The 17,476-nt window shown below is 52.6% G+C and carries 19 protein-coding genes; 16 read left to right on the top strand and 3 right to left on the bottom strand.

Going from position 1 to position 17,476, the window contains the following annotated elements:
• The first annotated feature begins 25 nt into the window (after nt 1-25).
• The 5 genes from murJ to ACORNT_RS16385 all read left to right on the top strand — a co-directional run bounded on the left by murJ (nt 26) and on the right by ACORNT_RS16385 (nt 4,966).
• On the top strand, nt 26-1,573 hold the full coding sequence (murJ, locus tag ACORNT_RS16405; RefSeq protein ID WP_321393352.1) for a murein biosynthesis integral membrane protein MurJ: 1,548 nt from the start codon (nt 26-28) through the stop codon (nt 1,571-1,573).
• 122 nt (nt 1,574-1,695) lie between these two features.
• Complete coding sequence (gene trpS, locus ACORNT_RS16400; RefSeq protein WP_321393349.1) at nt 1,696-2,721, top strand: tryptophan--tRNA ligase; 1,026 nt, start codon at nt 1,696-1,698, stop codon at nt 2,719-2,721.
• A 55-nt stretch (nt 2,722-2,776) separates the two neighbouring features.
• Nucleotides 2,777-3,430 (top strand): DUF4136 domain-containing protein, encoded by a 654-nt coding sequence (locus ACORNT_RS16395; RefSeq protein ID WP_321393346.1) that lies wholly within the window; start codon nt 2,777-2,779, stop codon nt 3,428-3,430.
• Between the two features lie 26 nt (nt 3,431-3,456).
• Nucleotides 3,457-4,422 carry a DUF2333 family protein gene (locus tag ACORNT_RS16390; RefSeq protein ID WP_321393344.1) on the top strand — a complete coding sequence of 322 codons (966 nt, stop codon included), beginning with the start codon at nt 3,457-3,459 and terminating at the stop codon, nt 4,420-4,422.
• Nucleotides 4,423-4,492: 70 nt separating this feature from the next.
• Nucleotides 4,493-4,966 (top strand): universal stress protein, encoded by a 474-nt coding sequence (locus ACORNT_RS16385; RefSeq protein ID WP_321393340.1) that lies wholly within the window; start codon nt 4,493-4,495, stop codon nt 4,964-4,966.
• 3 nt (nt 4,967-4,969) lie between these two features.
• Here ACORNT_RS16385 and ACORNT_RS16380 read toward each other — a convergent pair whose 3' ends face one another.
• On the bottom strand, nt 4,970-5,686 hold the full coding sequence (locus ACORNT_RS16380; RefSeq protein ID WP_321393337.1) for a hypothetical protein: 717 nt from the start codon (nt 5,684-5,686) through the stop codon (nt 4,970-4,972).
• Nucleotides 5,687-5,768: 82 nt separating this feature from the next.
• Nucleotides 5,769-6,572 (bottom strand): hypothetical protein, encoded by an 804-nt coding sequence (locus tag ACORNT_RS16375; RefSeq protein WP_321393334.1) that lies wholly within the window; start codon nt 6,570-6,572, stop codon nt 5,769-5,771.
• A gap of 45 nt (nt 6,573-6,617) precedes the next feature.
• Here ACORNT_RS16375 and ACORNT_RS16370 point away from each other — a divergent pair, with 45 nt between their 5' ends.
• Nucleotides 6,618-7,163: a NifU family protein gene (locus tag ACORNT_RS16370; protein ID WP_321393332.1), complete on the top strand. Its 546-nt coding sequence runs from the start codon at nt 6,618-6,620 to the stop codon at nt 7,161-7,163.
• Between the two features lie 8 nt (nt 7,164-7,171).
• Here the strand turns inward: ACORNT_RS16370 and ACORNT_RS16365 are convergent, their stop codons facing one another.
• A complete protein-coding gene (locus tag ACORNT_RS16365; RefSeq protein WP_321393329.1) occupies nt 7,172-8,236 on the bottom strand; it encodes a polysaccharide deacetylase family protein in 1,065 nt (354 codons plus the stop codon).
• A 227-nt stretch (nt 8,237-8,463) separates the two neighbouring features.
• Between ACORNT_RS16365 and ACORNT_RS16360 the strand changes: the two genes are divergently transcribed.
• From ACORNT_RS16360 to lnt, 10 genes are all read left to right on the top strand, one after another.
• Nucleotides 8,464-9,060 (top strand): malonic semialdehyde reductase, encoded by a 597-nt coding sequence (locus ACORNT_RS16360; RefSeq protein WP_321393326.1) that lies wholly within the window; start codon nt 8,464-8,466, stop codon nt 9,058-9,060.
• Nucleotides 9,061-9,093: 33 nt separating this feature from the next.
• Nucleotides 9,094-9,807 (top strand): tRNA (adenosine(37)-N6)-threonylcarbamoyltransferase complex dimerization subunit type 1 TsaB, encoded by a 714-nt coding sequence (gene tsaB / locus ACORNT_RS16355; RefSeq protein ID WP_321393324.1) that lies wholly within the window; start codon nt 9,094-9,096, stop codon nt 9,805-9,807.
• Complete coding sequence (rimI, locus tag ACORNT_RS16350) at nt 9,804-10,280, top strand: ribosomal protein S18-alanine N-acetyltransferase (RefSeq protein ID WP_321393321.1); 477 nt, start codon at nt 9,804-9,806, stop codon at nt 10,278-10,280. Before tsaB ends, rimI begins: the two co-directional genes overlap by 4 nt.
• A gap of 138 nt (nt 10,281-10,418) precedes the next feature.
• Nucleotides 10,419-10,826, top strand: a complete 408-nt coding sequence (locus ACORNT_RS16345) for a Fur family transcriptional regulator (RefSeq protein ID WP_321393318.1) — start codon at nt 10,419-10,421, stop codon at nt 10,824-10,826.
• 257 nt (nt 10,827-11,083) lie between these two features.
• Nucleotides 11,084-11,761: a lysophospholipid acyltransferase family protein gene (locus ACORNT_RS16340; RefSeq protein WP_321393316.1), complete on the top strand. Its 678-nt coding sequence runs from the start codon at nt 11,084-11,086 to the stop codon at nt 11,759-11,761.
• Nucleotides 11,762-11,855: 94 nt separating this feature from the next.
• Nucleotides 11,856-13,265 (top strand): tRNA (N6-isopentenyl adenosine(37)-C2)-methylthiotransferase MiaB, encoded by a 1,410-nt coding sequence (gene miaB / locus ACORNT_RS16335; RefSeq protein WP_321393314.1) that lies wholly within the window; start codon nt 11,856-11,858, stop codon nt 13,263-13,265.
• 6 nt (nt 13,266-13,271) lie between these two features.
• Nucleotides 13,272-14,279: a PhoH family protein gene (locus ACORNT_RS16330; protein WP_321393311.1), complete on the top strand. Its 1,008-nt coding sequence runs from the start codon at nt 13,272-13,274 to the stop codon at nt 14,277-14,279.
• The gene (ybeY, locus tag ACORNT_RS16325; protein ID WP_321393308.1) at nt 14,276-14,815 is read left to right on the top strand and encodes an rRNA maturation RNase YbeY; all 540 of its coding nucleotides are present in this window, start codon (nt 14,276-14,278) and stop codon (nt 14,813-14,815) included. Before ACORNT_RS16330 ends, ybeY begins: the two co-directional genes overlap by 4 nt.
• Nucleotides 14,816-14,853: 38 nt before the next feature.
• Nucleotides 14,854-15,819 carry a hemolysin family protein gene (locus tag ACORNT_RS16320; RefSeq protein WP_321393306.1) on the top strand — a complete coding sequence of 322 codons (966 nt, stop codon included), beginning with the start codon at nt 14,854-14,856 and terminating at the stop codon, nt 15,817-15,819.
• Complete coding sequence (gene lnt, locus ACORNT_RS16315) at nt 15,809-17,431, top strand: apolipoprotein N-acyltransferase (RefSeq protein WP_321393303.1); 1,623 nt, start codon at nt 15,809-15,811, stop codon at nt 17,429-17,431. Before ACORNT_RS16320 ends, lnt begins: the two co-directional genes overlap by 11 nt.
• Nucleotides 17,432-17,476: the final 45 nt, after the last annotated feature.

Below are 17,476 nucleotides of genomic sequence, written 5' to 3'. Positions count from 1 at the left end.
GAGTACGGGAAATTGTGTCGGTCATATGTCCATTCTTAAAGCCACCGCCATTTTTGGCAGTTTTACTTTTCTAAGCCGTATTCTGGGGTTTGTCCGGGATATCCTGATGGCGTCCATTCTTGGCGCCGGCATGGTGGCGGACTGCTTTGTTGTCGCTTTCAAGCTGCCCAACTTTTTCCGCAGATTGTTTGCCGAAGGCGCCTTCAGCGCCGCTTTCGTACCGATCTTTTCCGCCACCCTGGAACAGGACGGCCGGGAAGAGGCGGTTAAATTCGCCGAAGAAGCCTTTGCCGGACTGCTGATTATCCTGCTTCTGCTTGTCGGGCTGATGGAATTATTCGCCCCGGCGGTGATCTATATCCTGGCTGGCGGGTTTGCCGACGATACGGTCAAATTTGATCTCGCGGTTCTTCTGACCCGGATTACTTTTCCCTTCATTCTGTTTATTTCCCTGGTTTCCCTGCTGGGGGGGATACTGAATGCGCTGGGCCGGTTTGCCGAGACTGCGGCCATGCCCATCATCCTGAATATTTTTCTGATTTCCTCCCTGGTTTTTGCGGCCAACCTGATGGAAACGCCGGCGCATGCGTTGGCGGTTGCGGTTTCCTTGGCCGGGTTTGTCCAGCTTGTGTGGCTCCTGATGGCCTGCCGCCGGGCCGGGTACCGGATCAGAATCAAATGGCCTCATATGACGCCGAAAGTGAAGGAACTTTTGCGTATCATGGCGCCGGCCGCCCTGGGGGCAGGGGTGATCCAGCTTAACCTGATGCTGGATATGATCCTGGCCTCCCATCTTCCCGACGGTTCCATGTCGTATCTTTTTTATGCTGATCGTCTCAATCAGTTGCCCATCGGCGTGATCGGAGTGGCGCTGGGAACCGTGCTTCTGCCCATGCTGGCCCGGGAAATCGCCGCCGGAAACGGTCATCAGGTCATCCACAGCCAGAACCGGGCCATCGAAATGGGCCTGTTTTTCACCGTTCCCGCCGCTGTGGCCTTCATTGTTGTCCCCTATGAACTGATCCATGTTTTGCTGGAACGCAACCAGTTTACCCATGAAGATACCGTTCAGACATCGCTGGCGCTGGCGGCCTATGCGGCGGGTCTGCCGGCTTACGTATTGGCCAAGGTGTTCAGCCCGGGATATTTTGCCCGCAAGGATACCAAAACGCCGGTAAAATTCGCCATGATTGCGCTGGTGGTCAATGTGGTGCTCAATATCGCCCTGATGATTCCCTTCAAACATGTGGGGCTGGCCCTGGCGACGGCCATTTCCGCCTGGCTCAATGTCGTACTGCTGTGTGGCGGCCTGGTTCGCCGCGGACATTTCCGGTTTGATGAACAGGTCATTGGCCGGCTGGCCAGATATGTGATCTGCAGCCTGCTTATGGGCGTCGTCGTCTGGTATGTGTCTGTTCTGGTCAACCCGCTTATTTCCGGCGCATTTTATCAAAAGATCACCGGTATTGCCGTGCTGGTTGTCTCAGGTATCGCCGTTTATATCCTGCTTGCCTTTCTGACCGGGGCGGTGCGTCGGGAGGATCTGCTGAAATTGCGGCGCCGAAAACTCTGACAACTACCGATCATTGCCCAAAGTATACTTGACCCTGTCATAATATCTGGTCATAAAGCCCGAAAGACCAGCATCGCTAACTCGGGGGCATGTCCAAAATGCCCTGTAAAAGGACAACAAAGATGACAGAAACCAAATCCTCTTCAACTCACGAACGCGTGTTTTCCGGTGTTCAGCCGTCAGGAAATCTGACCCTTGGGAACTACCTTGGCGCCATCCGTAACTGGGTCGGCCTGCAGAAGAACTATGAAAGCATATTCTGTGTCGTTGACATGCATGCCATTACCGTCTGGCAGGAGCCCGAAGTCTTGCGCAATGCAACCCGTGAAGTGGCGGCCGGCATGATTGCCTCCGGCGTGGACCCGAAGGAATCTATCATCTTTAATCAGAGCCAGGTGCGTCAGCATGCGGAACTGGCCTGGATTTTCAACTGCGTGGCGCGTCTCGGCTGGCTTAATCGCATGACCCAGTTCAAGGAGAAAGCGGGCAAGAACAAGGAACGCGCCAGCGTCGGCCTCTATGTCTATCCGAACCTGATGGCGGCGGATATCCTGCTCTATAAGGCGACCCATGTGCCGGTGGGCGAGGACCAGAAGCAGCATCTGGAACTGACCCGGGATATCGCCCAGAAGTTTAATAGCGACTATGGCGTGGATTTCTTCCCGGATGTGGAACCACTGATTCTGGGCGAGGCCACCCGGGTTATGTCCCTGCGGGACGGGACCAACAAAATGAGCAAGTCCGATCCGTCCGACATGTCCCGTATTAACCTGACTGACGATCGCGAAACCATCGCCAGGAAAATCAGGAAAGCCCGCACCGACAGTGAACCGCTGCCGTCCGATCCCGACGGTCTGGAAGGACGCGCTGAAGCCAAAAACCTGATCACAATTTATGGCGCCTTGTCCAATAAAACCTCTGCAGAAGTCTGCAGCATGTATGCCGGCAAGGGGTTTGCAGATTTCAAACGGGATCTTGCGGATCTGAGCGTCGAGGTTCTGGGGCCCATCACAGAGGAAATGAAGCGGCTGACAGAGGAAAAAACCTTTGTTGACAGTGTGTTGCGTGAAGGGGCGGAAAAAGCGGCTACCATTGCTGAACCGATTTTACAGGAAATTCACGAAATTGTTGGTTTCTTGAAACCATGAGAGTAGGCTATTATATTACACATCATGTGGGACAGGGAAAAGAAAGGTAATGTTCATGAGAAATGTGATTAAAACCGTTTTTGCGCTCTGTCTTCTCGGCATGCTTTCCGCATGCGCCAACACCTTTACCTCAGATGTGACCAGTTTCCATTCACTATCCCGGCCGACCGGGGAAAAGATCGTGATCGTCCCCATGGATGAGAGTTTGCAGGGAAGTCTGGAATTTGCCACCTATGCCAATATTCTTGGCAACGAGCTTGGCAAACTGGGGTATAAGCCGGCCGCCGGCGGGACTGCCGACCTCATCGTGGAACTGGATTATGGCGTGGATGACGGCAAGGTCTTTGTCCGTACTTTTGGCGGGTTTTATCCTCATAGCTACTGGGACTGGGGGTTCTATGATCCCTATTACTATGGGTACTACAGCTATTATTACCGTCCCTACTGGCCATATCGGTCACCCTGGATGTATGGTGGTTTCCATCACCGTCCCGAAGTGCAGAGCTATGTGAAATACAATCGCATTCTAAAAGTAAATATCAGGCCGAATTTTGAAGGCGCCAAGAATATTTATGAAGGACGGGTAGAGGGAATCGGACGAAGCAAAGACCTGACGGAACTTGTACCTCTTATGATCCGCGCCCTGTTCCAGAATTTTCCGGGAACAAGTGGTACAACCCAGAAAGTTGTGCTGGATCTTGACAAATAACATCATATTCAGCCGGGGGCAGGTTCATGTGGCAGAAGTTCACTGATTTCAGATACTGGGTCGCAGACCATATGAGCTTTTCCCTGGTCCGGTCCCTGATGCTTGGGTTGTTGGTCCTCGTCATCCTCTATTTTACACTGGGAGCCATGCTTATCCACACGGTGGGTGACGATCCCGAGTTCGAACCGGACAGCTATGTTCGCAAGGGTAGTTCCAGCTATGCGGTGGCCATGGCGTCTGCCCTTGTTGACCGGGAAGTGAACAAACATGCCTGGATCAGCAATGATCCCTTTTTCTACCCCAGCGCCTTTCTCGATAATATGGCCCATTTCCAGCAGGGTATTGTCGCGGCGGTGGCCCGCTTCAGTTATGATCTCAAGGACCAGCTTGGCCGCACCCGCGGGTCAAGCATGGAAGACCCTGATCTGAAAAATGCCACCAGCGCCCTTCAGTATGCCGGCGACCAGTGGGTATGGGAACCGTCCATTTCCCTGCTTCCGGTGTCCTCGTCCGAAGCACAATACCGGGCCGGGCTGAACAAGCTCCGCGCCTATAACAAACGTCTTGCAGACGGGGCGGCGGTGTTTGAGAGGAGAGGGGACAACCTGCTTGCCACCCTTGACCGTTTTTCCCTGGATGTCGGCGCCTCCTCAGCCAGCATTGACCGGCATATCCGGGAAGGGATTGGCTGCATGTTTGATATGGAGGCAGATGATGTTTTTTATAACGTCAAGGGACAGGCTTATGCCTACTACATGATTTTAAAGGGACTTCGCCAGGATTTTGACCAGATCGTCTCGGATCGTGAGCTATCGACTACCTGGGATGAAATGGAAAAAAGCCTTGCTGCCATTATTGCTCTTGACCCGCTAGTGGTGTCCAATTGCTCGCCGGATTCCATGTTTTTGCCAAATCATCTTGCCGCTCAGGGGTTTTATCTGCTGCGGGCCAGGACCCAGCTCAAGGAACTGGCCAATATTCTGCTCAAATAATTCCTGTTGCCAATCCCTCCCTGCGGGTGGCACAATGTGTCCAAGAATAATCATACAGGGATAGGAATGGATGTCCCACCTGGACCGTAAGTGGAAGTTTCTGGTTGTCGCCGACGATACGCCGGAGTTTAAGAAAGTTCTTCGCCTGGCAAGCCTGCGGGCATCCAAGGTTGGTGGAAGTCTGGTGATGCTGTACATCATACCGCCGGCTGATTTCCAGCACTGGGTAAGCGTCCGCGAACTGATGGAGGAAGAAGCCCGTCAGCAAGCCGAGGAAATGCTGACAGGTTTTGCCCGTGAGGTTGAGGCGCTGTCGGGTATGACACCCGAAATCGTTATCCGCTCGGGCGAACCGCGGGAAGTGATCGCGGAATATATTTCCGAGGATCAGGATGTTCATCTGCTGGTATTGGGGGCTGAAGTTGATGGAGACCCGGGGCCATTAATCAGAATATTCCGAGAAGAATTGCTTGGGGTCTGCCACATGCCGGTTCTGGTCGTCCCGGGGAATATGACCGAAGAGGAAATTGACAAGTTTGTCTGAGTTCTAGTCGGGCATGGAATTTCGTTCCGCAATAGTCTTTTTAAATTCTGCTTCCAGCTTTTCGACGAGCGCCTCATGTTTCCGGTGAAGGATGTGATATCCTTTGATCTCAACGTAATTTTCCCTGATCAGAGTGAGGTCATCAACATTGGAACCGGCTTTTTTCAGCCGCTGGAGTTCTATTCTGGGAATTAAAATATAATCGACCCGACCTTTTCTCAGTAACTTTATCATATGCTCACCACTGTTGGTGCCGATTGAATTAGGGTTGCTGACCATATTTTCAATGTAAACCGAGTTATTCGGGTAGGCTATGGTGAGTGACTGGTTGGCAAGGAGTTTTGAGGGGGCCGGAGGCATGTTTTCAGGCGTCTCAAGACCGTACAGGTCTATCCCGACAGAGAGTATCTGGACCGGAACAATGATAAGATTGGGATATCTTTCGATTACTGTGGGAGTGCGTGCGAGATCGGCATCAAGAACTCCTTCGTTGGCCATAGACAGACAACGGGCTGCCGGCAGAATTTGCCACTGAACTTTGATGTTTAATGTCTGGTATGAGCTTGTAACCAGATCCTTGAGGTTGGGATCATAGCTCAGTTCCAGTGGGGTGCAGATGTTGAAGGGTTCCCCGGTGTTGTCCAGGGTGCCGGCTTTTGTGATATCGGCCTGGCTAAGTATCAGGAACAGGCAGACACCAATACACAAATAGGCATACATATATTCTGATCCCGAAGTAATATTATTAAGAGAATAATAATACAATATATCAACTTAAGGAAGAATTTCCAGTCATATGATCTTATCTCGGGGAGAGGTCCCGGCTGTTAAGGTGATTCCGAAACAGTTTTGCAAGGTCGGCGGCCAGTGTTTTATGCTTGCTGTTGAGGATATGAAAGGCGGGAATCTTGATATACCCCTCTTTGACGAGATGCAGGTCATCAAGGGGAAAACCTTCATTTTGCAGCCGTTTTTGTTCCGCTTGGGGCAGCAGGATGAAATCCACCCTTCCCTTGCGCAGCAGTGAAATCATTTGTTCACCGTTTCTGACACCGATGGATTTATCATTGTCGATCATGTTTACGACATACAGGATTTCGGCCGGGTAACCAATAGCAAGGGATTTGTCAATGAGAAGCGCTTCAGCTTCTGGCAACGATTGCCTCACTTTTTTGCGGGCATAGAGGTTAATATCGGCGGTAAAAAGCTGAACGGGAACTACAACGAGATTGGAAAATTTTTCCGCAACAATGGAACTGCGTCCGATGTCTGCGTCCAGCACCCCTTCACTAACCATTGAAACACACCGGTTTACCGGCAGGATGTGCCATTCCACGTCGCGGCCAAGTTTCCTGTAGGAACTGACGACCATGTTTCGGAGTTCTACGGCGTAGGTTATTTCTATGGGGATGCAGATATGGAAGTCTTCACCGGATGACTCCATCTCTTTTTCCGTTGCATTTACAATTTGAAATGGAAGGAAAAGGATGAAAACTAATATGTTGCGGCAGGATGGCACTGTTTCACCTCGGATACATATGAAACCATAATATATATGAAATATAGGTATTCTCAACAAAAAGACTGAATTGGTCTTGATTTCCATCGCTCTCCCTGCCATGTAATGGGAAACTAGATCAGGGTAAAAAACATGTTTATTCAGACGGAACAGACTCCAAACCCCGCCACATTGAAATTTCTTCCGGGCGAGACGGTGTTGGAACAGGGAACAGCCAACTTTGTAAATGCCGAAGAGGCCTCCCGGTCACCACTGGCGGTAGCTTTGTTTGCCATTCCCGGTGTCGCAGGCGTTTTCTTCGGGTATGATTTTATTACAATCACCAGCGACGGGCGAGACTGGGCTGAACTCAAGCCGGTAATACTCGGCACAATCATGGAACATTTCACTGCCGGGATTCCGGTGTTGACGACAGTGTCCGGCGACGTGGCAGAGGCCTCGGAAGATGATGACGAGATCGTATCCCAGATCAAGGAACTGCTTGAAACACGTGTGCGCCCGGCAGTGGCGCGGGACGGCGGAGATATCGTCTTTCACGCCTTTCGCGAAGGTACTGTCTATCTGCATATGCAGGGCGCCTGTGCCGGTTGTCCCAGTTCAACAGCCACATTGAAGTACGGGATTCAGAACCTGCTGAAACATTATATTCCCGAAGTGGAAAATGTTGAAGCCGTTTAACCTGCGGATCAGTTGACCGGCTCTGTGCCGCCGGGAATGAAAAAGGGTAATCCGAACCAGTACCAGCGGCCACCCGGGCCAGGCATGGTGCAGTTTACCCTGCTTCGGCCTTTGGGCAAGGGCGCGTCGAAGCGAATTTCCACCCGGTTACCGCCAATGAAATTCAGTTCTGCTGCCTCACTCAGGTGCGAGGGGAAACAGCTCATAGCTGACAGTCCCCTGACATCGCTGTCCACGGTAAACCCGATCAGGGGCGGATTATGGGTAATGACCGGGTCTGCCGGAAGAATATCCCGCACCGGCAGGGCGCGGGAGTTGCTGATGAGCCGGAATCTGTTGATGTCAGCATATTTTTCATTGAATGCAAACCTGGGCAGGCTGAAGAGATCAAACCTGCTGCTGGCGGTCCCGGAATGCTGACCGAAGGCGGCTTTCAGGCCGAGGGATTTGACTATTTTACCAATTTCGGCGCTGTATTCGCCAAAGGGATAGGCGAAAATATCGGGGATATATCCCAGCTCCGCCTTGTAGCGTGCGGATGCTGTTTCCAGGTCAGCCCGGGCCTGTTCAGGGGACATCTGCAAAAGGTGCTTATGGGTATGGCCGTGGTGACCGATGCTGACCAGGGGATCTTTGTCCATTTCCCGGATCTGATCCCAGCTCATATACCCGTTCACGCCAAGGTCGACTGGTTCGGAAGAGGTGAAGAGGGTGAAGGGGAAACCCGCCTCTTTCAACAGCGGCCAGGCCTGTTCGTAAATTGAAACATAGGCGTCGTCTATGGTGATGACGACCGTTCGCGCCGGCAGGTTTTTGTGGTTCCGAAAAGCGTCCACTACCTCTGAAAGCGGCACCACATTGTATTTTTCCTGTTTAAGTTCCTCGATATGAGCCTGGAACTGCTCAAGCCTGATATTGGTGGTGGGGTATTGGTCTTCGCCAAAACGGTGATACATGATGACAACCGCGGAATCCTCCGTTTCCTGTGCCGCCAGAATGGCCGGAAAACCCAAGGCCAGTAGGCTGTAGAAAACAAAAAACACCAGCTTGTGGACGTAAGAAAAAACTGTCATGCCAACCCTGAAAACTGCCGAACTCATTATTTGAAAACGGAGTATATACAGGTTTGAGACAAAAGGGAATTCCTCGTCCGACAGAACCGGATCGGAAGGGCGGCAGGCTGGAAACAACCTGCGCGGCAAATAAAGTGAAATTAGTCATTTTCAAGCGGGAGACCGGTTTGTATATTCGGTCATGACCAATAAGGTTCAAAGAAGATTATCGGATAAGGGCACAAATTATGACTGATCAAATTCTCTCTGACCGGGACATGGATGTAATTTTCCGTGAAGCCCGTTCCTTCAAGGGATGGCAGAACCGTCCGGTTTCCGACGTTACGATCAGGGCCGTTTATGATCTGCTCAGGTGGGGGCCAACCGCCTTCAATGCCTCGCCGGCTCGTTTTGTGATGACACAGAGTGCCGAAGCCCGGGAAAAGCTTGCCGCCTGTGCCATGGACAGCAACCGGGAAAAAATCCTCACGGCGCCCTTTACCGTCATTGTCGGCTATGACATGGATTTTCCAAAGACCCTGCCGGAACTGTTCAAGCTGGCGCCGGGGGTGGAAAAATACTTTGCGGGCAATGAGAAATTTACCCGGGAAACTGCTTTCCGAAATTCGAGCCTGCAGGGAGCGTATCTGATGGTTGCCGCCCGGGCCCTCGGGCTTGACTGTTGTCCCATGTCAGGTTTTGATGCCGAAGCCGTTGAGAAAGCTTTCTTTGACGGGACAAATGTAAAGGCGAATTTCATCTGTGCCATGGGATATGGTGACAGGGACAGTCTTCCGCCCCGTCAGGAAAGACTGACGTTCAATCAGGCCTGTAAAATTCTGTAGGGCCGATAGAAGTCGGTTAAGGTAAATAATCAAATGAATATTCTGGCCATTGATACAGCCCTGGGGGCCTGTTCCGCAGCCCTTCTGGTGGAGGGGGAGCTTGTTGCCTGGCGCTATGAAGAGCGCATGCGGGGACATGCCGAACGGCTGATGCCCATGGTCGAGGAGGTGCTTGATAAGGCTCGTTTTGCCAGATCTGACATTCAGGGGATTGCGAGTACACGCGGGCCGGGAACCTTTACCGGGGTACGTATCGGTTTGTCCGCCGCCAAGGGCTTGAGTCTGGCCCTCGGTATTCCGCTGGCCGGTTTTACCAGTCTGGAAGTGGTCGCCCATAACATTATCGGGCGGGAAGATATTCCGGAGGGGCCCGTCTGTGTGGCCCATGATGCCCGGCGCGGTGAGGTTTATTTCCAGATTTTTTCCTATGAGGGTGGACTTTTAGAGCCGCAGTCGGAGGCGAGGGCAGTGGTTCTTGAGCGGATCGGGGACGATATGCCAAAGGAAAAATGCATCCTGATTGGTACCGGAGTTGATCTGATCAGGGATATCCTGCCGGAAGAACGTCTGGAAAATATCCAGTTGCCGAATGTCAATCCGCAACCTGACGCCAGAATTCTGGCAAAAATGGCCGCCCGGTCACCTGAACGTTTCGAAGGGGAACGCCGGGTTGCCCCTCTTTATCTGCGGGCGCCGGACGCCATAAAACCAAAAGTCGTGCCGCTTCCTTTTCAGGAAAGTAAATGACCGGTCACGCCATAACCTTTCAAATCATGGGGAGGGAAGCGGCCGGTATCCTGGCGGAACTTCACGACATGGGGTTCAGCGACGGGCCGGAGAGAGTCTGGACAGAGCAGGAATTCGAAACCCTTTTGGCCATGCCCGGGACTTTCACTTTTCTGGCTCTTCGCATTGATGTGCCGGTCGGGTTTGTTCTTGTCCGGCAGGTCGCCGACGAAGCCGAAATCCTCACCATTACCATCGTGCCGGAATTCCGGCAGCAGGGACTGGCTTCAGAAATGATGGCGCACGTCCGGGAATTCCTGGGTAACCAGTTTAGTGTGAACAGACTTTTCCTGGAGGTAAGGGCGGATAACGTGGCGGCCCGGGCGCTTTATGACAGCCAGGGATTTCAGGAAGTCGGGCGGCGCAAAAATTATTATTCTGGCGAGGCGGAAAGTTCGCAGGATGCGGTTGTCATGGCCTCTACCCTGAAATGAATTGTGTGCCGTCACAGCGGGGCCGGTGTTTTTCTACAGGCCGGGAACGCAAGCTTGATAAACACTGGCGCAGGGTGCTAGAATGTGTATATTTTACGGATACCTAACATATAACAGGGAAAATAGTCAGGGCAAAAAATGACATCAGAAATCGAAAATCTCTGTATCGAGAAAGGCATGCGAATGACCGACCAGCGCAGGATCATTGCGCGGGTTCTGTCCGAGGCTGAAGATCATCCCGATGTGGAGGAAGTATACCGCCGTGCTGTCGATATCGATTCAAATATCAGTATTGCCACGGTCTATCGCACAGTACGTCTTTTTGAAGAAGCCGGCATTCTCGAACGTCATGATTTTCGGGACGGCCGTTCCCGCTATGAGCCTGTGCCCGATGAGCACCATGATCACCTGATAGATATCGAGACCGGTGAGGTTATCGAATTCAACGAAACGGAAATCGAGGCCCTGCAGGAAGAAATCGCTAAAAAACTGGGCTACAAACTGGTCGATCACCGGCTGGAACTTTATGGAACCAAAATCAAATAGGTTTCTAAAAGCTGGCATTATTACTCATCTGATGATATAGACGCAGCCTTGCAGGTATATGCGTGGTATTGTGTATGCGATGAAGAAATTTTAGACGGTATTATATGCGGACATACTTCAGGATTGTAAAAGCGCTGTTCTATTTGACTGTCCTTTTGCCGCCGACCATCCTTCTTAAAAAGATCAGATTTCCGGGATATAAAATCTGGCCCCACTGGGTGCATGGAAATCTTTGCCGGGCGCTGAACATACGTATTATGACAGAAGGCAGACCGCATGAAGGCGCTACTACTCTGTTTGTGTCAAACCATGTGTCCTGGGTCGATATACTGGTTCTGGGTAAGGTTATCAAAGGCGCCTGTTTTATCGCCAAGCAGGAAATGTCCGGCTGGCCTGTCCTGGGCTATCTGGCCGGTTTGCAGCGGACGATTTTCATTGACCGCGGCCGCCGGTCCGATGCCGTCAATCAGAAGCAGGAACTGCATGACCGGATGAAGGAAGGCGATAACCTGATCCTGTTCCCGGAAGGTACCACCTCGGATGGTGCGCGTGTTTTGCCCTTCAAGAGCGCCCTGTTCGGGGTGACGGAAAAGGTAATGCATCTGCATGTGGATGAGCAGGGGCATGTGGATGAACTGATGGTGCAGCCTGTTACCATCGTTTACCGGCGCATCAACAACATGCCGGTAAACCGAAACAGCCTGTTCAAGGTCGCCTGGATCGGGGACATGGATCTGGGGCCGCACCTGTGGAGTTTTCTGCGCCTTCTGAAGGTGGAAGTGGAAGTGCATTTCCACAAGCCGGTGTCGCGCAACCTGTTTAAAACCCGCAAGGAACTGGCCACATATTGTCACCGGACTGTCGAAAAGCGTCTTCAGGATTGTCTGCGCGGTCGGCGGGCAGAACTGTCCCGTGTAACAAAAGTTGACTCCTGACCTCACAGTGATAGATTGCGCGCGCATTTAAAGGCGCTTTTTGGTAAGCTCGGGCCCAAGGTTGGCAAAGTTCCGGGATACAGGTAATTTCCAGATGGACAAGACGAACACAAAGAAATTTTACATCAAGACCTACGGGTGCCAGATGAATGTCTACGATACGGAACGTATGGTGGACGTGATGGCGCACGAGGGATATTCGGTGACCGAAACGCCGGACGATGCAGATCTTGTGGTTCTGAATACCTGCCATATCCGGGAAAAGGCGGCGGAAAAGGTTTACTCCGACATTGGTCGTCTGCGTGTCATGAAGGACAAAAAGGCCGGGGACGGCAAGGATATGGTGCTGGCTGTCGGCGGCTGTGTGGCCCAGGCCGAAGGCGCACAGATCATGAAACGGGCGCCGGTCGTGGATATGGTGTTCGGGCCGCAGACCTATCACCGGCTGCCGGACATGGTCAAACAGGCGGTCGCCAAAAAAGAAATTGGCGAACGGCCGCGTATCCTGGATACCGACCTTTCCGTTGATGAAAAATTTGAAAGCCTGGGTAAAAAGGATGTGGGTCAGAAGACGTCCGCGTTCCTTACCGTTCAGGAAGGCTGTGATAAATTCTGCACTTACTGCGTGGTTCCCTATACCCGCGGCGCCGAATTTTCCCGCAATATCGGGGATGTGATGACCGACGCCCGCAAGCTGGCGGAAGCCGGTGTGGTGGAAGTCACCCTGCTGGGCCAGAATGTCAATGCCTACCACGGGATGGGGGAGAATGGCGAAGAATGGTCATTGGCCCGCCTGATCCGGGAACTGGCCGTTGATCCGGGATTTCAGCGTATTCGATATACCACCTCCCATCCGTCAGACATGACGGATGAACTGATCCGGGTTCATGCCGAGGTGGAGCAGTGTATGCCCTACCTGCATCTGCCGGTGCAGGCCGGGTCCGACCGCATTCTCAAGGCCATGAACCGGCATCATACGGCTGCCTCCTATCGTCAAATCATTGAAGATCTGCGCAAGGCACGGCCGGAAATAGCCCTGTCCGGCGACTTTATTGTCGGTTTCCCCGGTGAGACTGATGAGGAATTCCAGGAAACCATGCAACTGGTGCGCGACATCGGTTATGCCCAGGCCTATAGCTTCAAATACAGCGCCCGCCCGGGAACGCCTGCAGCGACCATGGAGGACCAGGTGCCGGAAGAGGTCAAGGCCGTCCGTCTGGCGGAACTGCAGGCCGAACTGAGCCGCCAGCAGGTCGCCTTCAATGAAGGGGCCGTGGGCAAAATCATGCCTGTGCTGCTGGAACGTCGCGGCAAGGAAGCCGGCCAGCTCGTGGGACGAAGTCCCTATATGCAGGCCGTTCATGTTATGCTGGCGGACGACAGCCTGCTGGATCATTATTTCGGACGGATTGTCGATGTGGAAATCCTGTCGGCCGGTCCGCATAGTCTGAAGGGGCAACTTGTAGACAGTGCTGCTTTACCGGCCGCGGCTGTCAGGGGCTGATTGATCATGGCGGGGAAAAATAAAGGCGTCAGTGAAGAAATCATTCTCGAGTTTGAAGACAATCGCCTTCTGGCGCTGCTCTGCGGCGAGCATAACGTCCATCTGTCCCGCATAGAGCAGAAACTGGATGTCACCCTGATCGGTCGGGGTAATCTGATTTCCATTATCGGTGGCCTAGAGGCAAGTGATCTTGCCCGTTCGGTCCTGCTCAGGCTCTATGACCAGCTGGAACGGGGGCATGATGTGACCATGGCAGAAGTTGATGCGGCCATCCGTATGGCTTTTGTCACCGACAGTCCGAAGGATGAGGCCCTGCTGCTGAAAAAGCGGGAATCCGAAAATGAGATCGTCATCCGGACCCGGAAAACGGTCCTCAGCCCCAGAAGCCCGAACCAGGCTAAATATATTGAAGCCCTGCGTGAGCGCGAAATGGTGTTCGGCCTTGGACCTGCGGGAACCGGGAAGACATTCCTGGCTGTGGCCATGGCCGTGTCGCATCTGCTGGAAGGCCGGGTTGAAAAAATCATTCTGTCCCGTCCGGCGGTGGAGGCAGGTGAGAAACTTGGTTTCCTGCCCGGTGATATGCGGGAAAAGGTGGATCCCTATCTGACCCCTTTGTTTGATGCCCTCGGGCAGATGATCTCCCGCGAGCAGACGGAGCGCCGTATTGAGCGCGGCGACATTGAAATTGCGCCACTGGCCTTCATGCGCGGTCGCACGCTGTCCAATGCTTTTGTTATTCTGGACGAAGCCCAGAATACCACCTCCATGCAGATGAAGATGTTCCTGACCCGTTTCGGGGAAAATTGTCGCATGGTGGTCTGCGGTGATCCGTCGCAGGTCGACCTGCCGAACGGATCCCGCTCTGGCCTGGTGGATGCCCTGGATACACTTCGCCATATTCATGATATCGCCTTTGTTAATTTTACCTCTGCCGATGTTGTCCGTCACCAGTTGGTCGGAAAGATTGTTGATGCCTACGACCGCCAGGGCACCAAGAAGAAAAAGCAATGACCGCTGACAATATCCAGCTGGATATCAATCTGGAAGAAACAGGCTGGGACGAGGAACTGCCCGGGGCAGGGGATCTGGTGCAACGTTGCCTGCAGAAGGTGGTTGCCGGGACGGCGGAAGGGAAGGTGCTGGCAGAATTTCCCCATCTGGAACTGAGTATCCTGCTGACCGGCGACAAGAGTATCCAGGTTCTGAACCGGGAGTATCGGGGCAAGGACAAGGCAACCAATGTGCTGTCTTTTCCGGCCCTGTCAGATGAAGAAATTGAAGACTATTTTCACCGGGGAGCGATACTTCCCGACTACCCTGTGTCACTGGGCGATATCATCCTTGCCCTTGAAACCGTGAAAAGTGAAGCCATATCAAGCGGGAAAAGTCTCGAAAACCATTTTTGCCATCTTGTTGTTCACGGAATTTTACATCTTTTGGGATATGACCACCAGAATGACGCCGATGCTGAGGAGATGGAAGGGCTTGAAAAGGCCATTCTTGGCACATTAGGGATTGACGATCCCTATGACGAGATGTCAACTTAACTGAACTATTTTGAGAGAATTGCTCAAAGAACGGGAAAATGAACCTACAAAACGGCACAATTGGGGAAAAGTCGGATTCCGAACCTTCCTCGAGTAACAAGGGTGGTTTCTGGAACTGGCTTAAGAAGATCCTGACCACCCGAAATGGCGATACCTCCCTCAAGGAAAGCCTCGAAGGGGTGATTGAGGAATATGAGGCGGATGATTCCTCCCTGCGGGAAGAAGAACGTTCCATCATCAAGAATACACTGGCATTCGGTGAAAAGCGTGCTGACGAAGTCATGGTGCCGCGGGCGGATATTGTTGCTGTCGAGGCCTCAACGAGCTTTGACGAGCTGATGAAGGTGTTTCTGGAGGCCAGTACATCACGGCTTCCGGTTTATCGGGAAAGCCTTGATGAAGTCATTGCCATGGTTCACATCAAGGATGTCTTCAAGACCGTTGCCTCAAGCGGCGCATTGTATAATGGCAAGATGCCGCCCCTGAAAAGCCTGCACCGGCCGATCCTGTTTGTACCCCCCTCCATGAAACTGATGGATATTCTGGTCAAGATGCAGGCGACGCATATTCATATGGCCCTTGTGGTTGATGAATATGGCGGGACGGACGGGCTTGTAACCATCGAGGACCTGGTTGAACAGATTGTCGGCGATATCGAGGATGAGCATGATGTCGTGGCTGAAGAACTTCTGTCCGAACTGCCCGGTGGACGTCTCCGGGCGGATTCCCGCCTGACCATCGAGGAACTGGAAGATCTGCTCAGCATGGATCTGCTACCGGACGAACAGGATGATGATGTTGACACCTTGGGGGGGCTGGTTTTTACCCTGGCCGGAAGTATCCCGAAAGTGGGAGAAATCATCGAACATGAAAATGGTTTGAGGTTTGAAATTCTGGAGGGCGACGGCCGCCGGATAAAAACCATCTTGATCCATCGGCCAAAGCCTGAAAATATGCCGCAGAGCGATCAGGCTAAGGGCGGGGATGCAGGGAATGGAAGCTGAGGCAGTTGATCAGGCGAAAGTTGCCGGTAACAGTCCGCAAAACAGAATGGAACACTGGCTTGCCGGACGAACAGCCCTGCAGCTGATCCTTCTCGCCCTGACTTCCGGGGCCCTGTCGGCCCTTGCCTTTGCCCCCTTTTACCTGTTGCTTCTGTTGTGGGTTTCCTATCCAGTTTTGTTCCTTATGCTGCGCGGCCTCGATAAAAAATCCGAGGCCTTTTCCATCGCCTGGTGGTTTGGTTTGGGGCAGTTCTTTGTCGGATTTCTGTGGATTGCCAATAGTTTTTACCTGCAGGATGATATTCCCGCCTGGACGGGCTATCTTGCGGTAGGCTGCCTTGCCGGCCTGCTGGCGATCTATAGTGGCTTTGTTGGCCTGGCGATGAATGTCTATTGGCAAAAGATTGACCGCAGCCGCAATCTGCTGATCTCGCTTCTGCTATTTGCTGTCTTCTGGAACCTGTCGGAATGGGGCCGGGGTCATTTCTTCACCGGGTTTCCCTGGAACCTGAGCGGCTATGTCTGGGGTATTTCCGACAGCATGCTGCAATCATCGAGTATCTGGGGAATTTATGGCCTGGGCCTCTTCACTCTTATATTCGCCCTGGCTCCTCTCTATTTCCTGTCCCTTGGCCGGGAGCGGGGAAAACTGCTGTTGGCGGCCGGGGTATTTGGCGTGTTGTTTGGCGGCCTGTTTCTGTTCGGCGCCCAGCGCCTGACGCAGGAAACGGAATTTTCAGAGGACGTGACGTTGCGACTTGTTCAGCCGAACATCAATCAGCGGGACAAATGGGCACGGGAAAAAAGAGCGGACAATTTTCTGGATTACCTGACGTTGAGTGATCGTAATGGCAAGGGGGATGCGACCCATATCATCTGGCCTGAAACGGCGGTGATCTATTTTCTGGATCAGGAGCCTTCACGTCGCTATCTGATTGCAGACATGCTGGGGGATGATGACCTCCTGTTGACCGGCTTCCCGCGCCGGGAATGGCATGAGGATGACCTGAAAATATATAATTCCTTCGCCGCCATAGACAACAACGGCCAGATCGGCGCCATCTACGATAAAAACCATCTGGTGCCGTTTGGCGAATATATTCCGTCCTTTTTCAGAACACTCCTGTCTGCCATCGGCCTGCAACGTGCGGTTGGCGGGCTTGATTACAGTCCGGGGCCCGGACAGGTGACCCAATATGTGCCGGGTACGCCCCCTTTTGGGGTTCTGGTTTGTTATGAAATAATTTTTCCGGGAGAGGTCGCCAATCGCGAGGACCGGCCCGACTGGCTTCTGAATATCACTAATGATGCCTGGTACGGTACCATGACCGGTCCTTATCAGCACTTCCTGCAGACTCGGGTAAGGGCGATAGAGGAAGGATTGCCTGTCATCCGCTCCGCGGGAACCGGGATTTCCGCCGTTATAGACTCCTATGGGCGGGTCATAAAGAGTATTGAACTGCAAAAACGTGGTACAATTGACCAAAAGTTACCGTTGAAACTGGTGGAACTGACTTTTTATTCCCGTTATGGGGATATCACTTTTGTATTTACAATGCTCTTTATTATAATAGGTGCAATAACGATATCCCGACGTCGGAATACGTTATAAATCGAGGCATATAAGATAATACTTGACCTAAATATTAATCGTTAC

The sequence above is a fragment of the Emcibacter sp. genome, assembly GCF_963675455.1.
Taxonomy (GTDB): Bacteria; Pseudomonadota; Alphaproteobacteria; order Sphingomonadales; family Emcibacteraceae; genus Emcibacter.
The sequence above is the reverse complement of the archived record's forward strand: the minus strand, read 5'-3'. Positions and strand labels throughout refer to the sequence as shown.

Coding starts and splice junctions, on each gene's coding strand:
- murJ (WP_321393352.1), top strand. CDS start 26: ATGTCCATTCTTAAAGCCACCGCCATTTTTGGCAGTTTTACTTTTCTA.
- trpS (WP_321393349.1), top strand. CDS start 1,696: ATGACAGAAACCAAATCCTCTTCAACTCACGAACGCGTGTTTTCCGGT.
- ACORNT_RS16395 (WP_321393346.1), top strand. CDS start 2,777: ATGAGAAATGTGATTAAAACCGTTTTTGCGCTCTGTCTTCTCGGCATG.
- ACORNT_RS16390 (WP_321393344.1), top strand. CDS start 3,457: ATGTGGCAGAAGTTCACTGATTTCAGATACTGGGTCGCAGACCATATG.
- ACORNT_RS16385 (WP_321393340.1), top strand. CDS start 4,493: ATGTCCCACCTGGACCGTAAGTGGAAGTTTCTGGTTGTCGCCGACGAT.
- ACORNT_RS16380 (WP_321393337.1), bottom strand. CDS start 5,686: ATGTATGCCTATTTGTGTATTGGTGTCTGCCTGTTCCTGATACTTAGC.
- ACORNT_RS16375 (WP_321393334.1), bottom strand. CDS start 6,572: ATGGAAATCAAGACCAATTCAGTCTTTTTGTTGAGAATACCTATATTT.
- ACORNT_RS16370 (WP_321393332.1), top strand. CDS start 6,618: ATGTTTATTCAGACGGAACAGACTCCAAACCCCGCCACATTGAAATTT.
- ACORNT_RS16365 (WP_321393329.1), bottom strand. CDS start 8,236: ATGACAGTTTTTTCTTACGTCCACAAGCTGGTGTTTTTTGTTTTCTAC.
- ACORNT_RS16360 (WP_321393326.1), top strand. CDS start 8,464: ATGACTGATCAAATTCTCTCTGACCGGGACATGGATGTAATTTTCCGT.
- tsaB (WP_321393324.1), top strand. CDS start 9,094: ATGAATATTCTGGCCATTGATACAGCCCTGGGGGCCTGTTCCGCAGCC.
- rimI (WP_321393321.1), top strand. CDS start 9,804: ATGACCGGTCACGCCATAACCTTTCAAATCATGGGGAGGGAAGCGGCC.
- ACORNT_RS16345 (WP_321393318.1), top strand. CDS start 10,419: ATGACATCAGAAATCGAAAATCTCTGTATCGAGAAAGGCATGCGAATG.
- ACORNT_RS16340 (WP_321393316.1), top strand. CDS start 11,084: ATGACAGAAGGCAGACCGCATGAAGGCGCTACTACTCTGTTTGTGTCA.
- miaB (WP_321393314.1), top strand. CDS start 11,856: ATGGACAAGACGAACACAAAGAAATTTTACATCAAGACCTACGGGTGC.
- ACORNT_RS16330 (WP_321393311.1), top strand. CDS start 13,272: ATGGCGGGGAAAAATAAAGGCGTCAGTGAAGAAATCATTCTCGAGTTT.
- ybeY (WP_321393308.1), top strand. CDS start 14,276: ATGACCGCTGACAATATCCAGCTGGATATCAATCTGGAAGAAACAGGC.
- ACORNT_RS16320 (WP_321393306.1), top strand. CDS start 14,854: ATGAACCTACAAAACGGCACAATTGGGGAAAAGTCGGATTCCGAACCT.
- lnt (WP_321393303.1), top strand. CDS start 15,809: ATGGAAGCTGAGGCAGTTGATCAGGCGAAAGTTGCCGGTAACAGTCCG.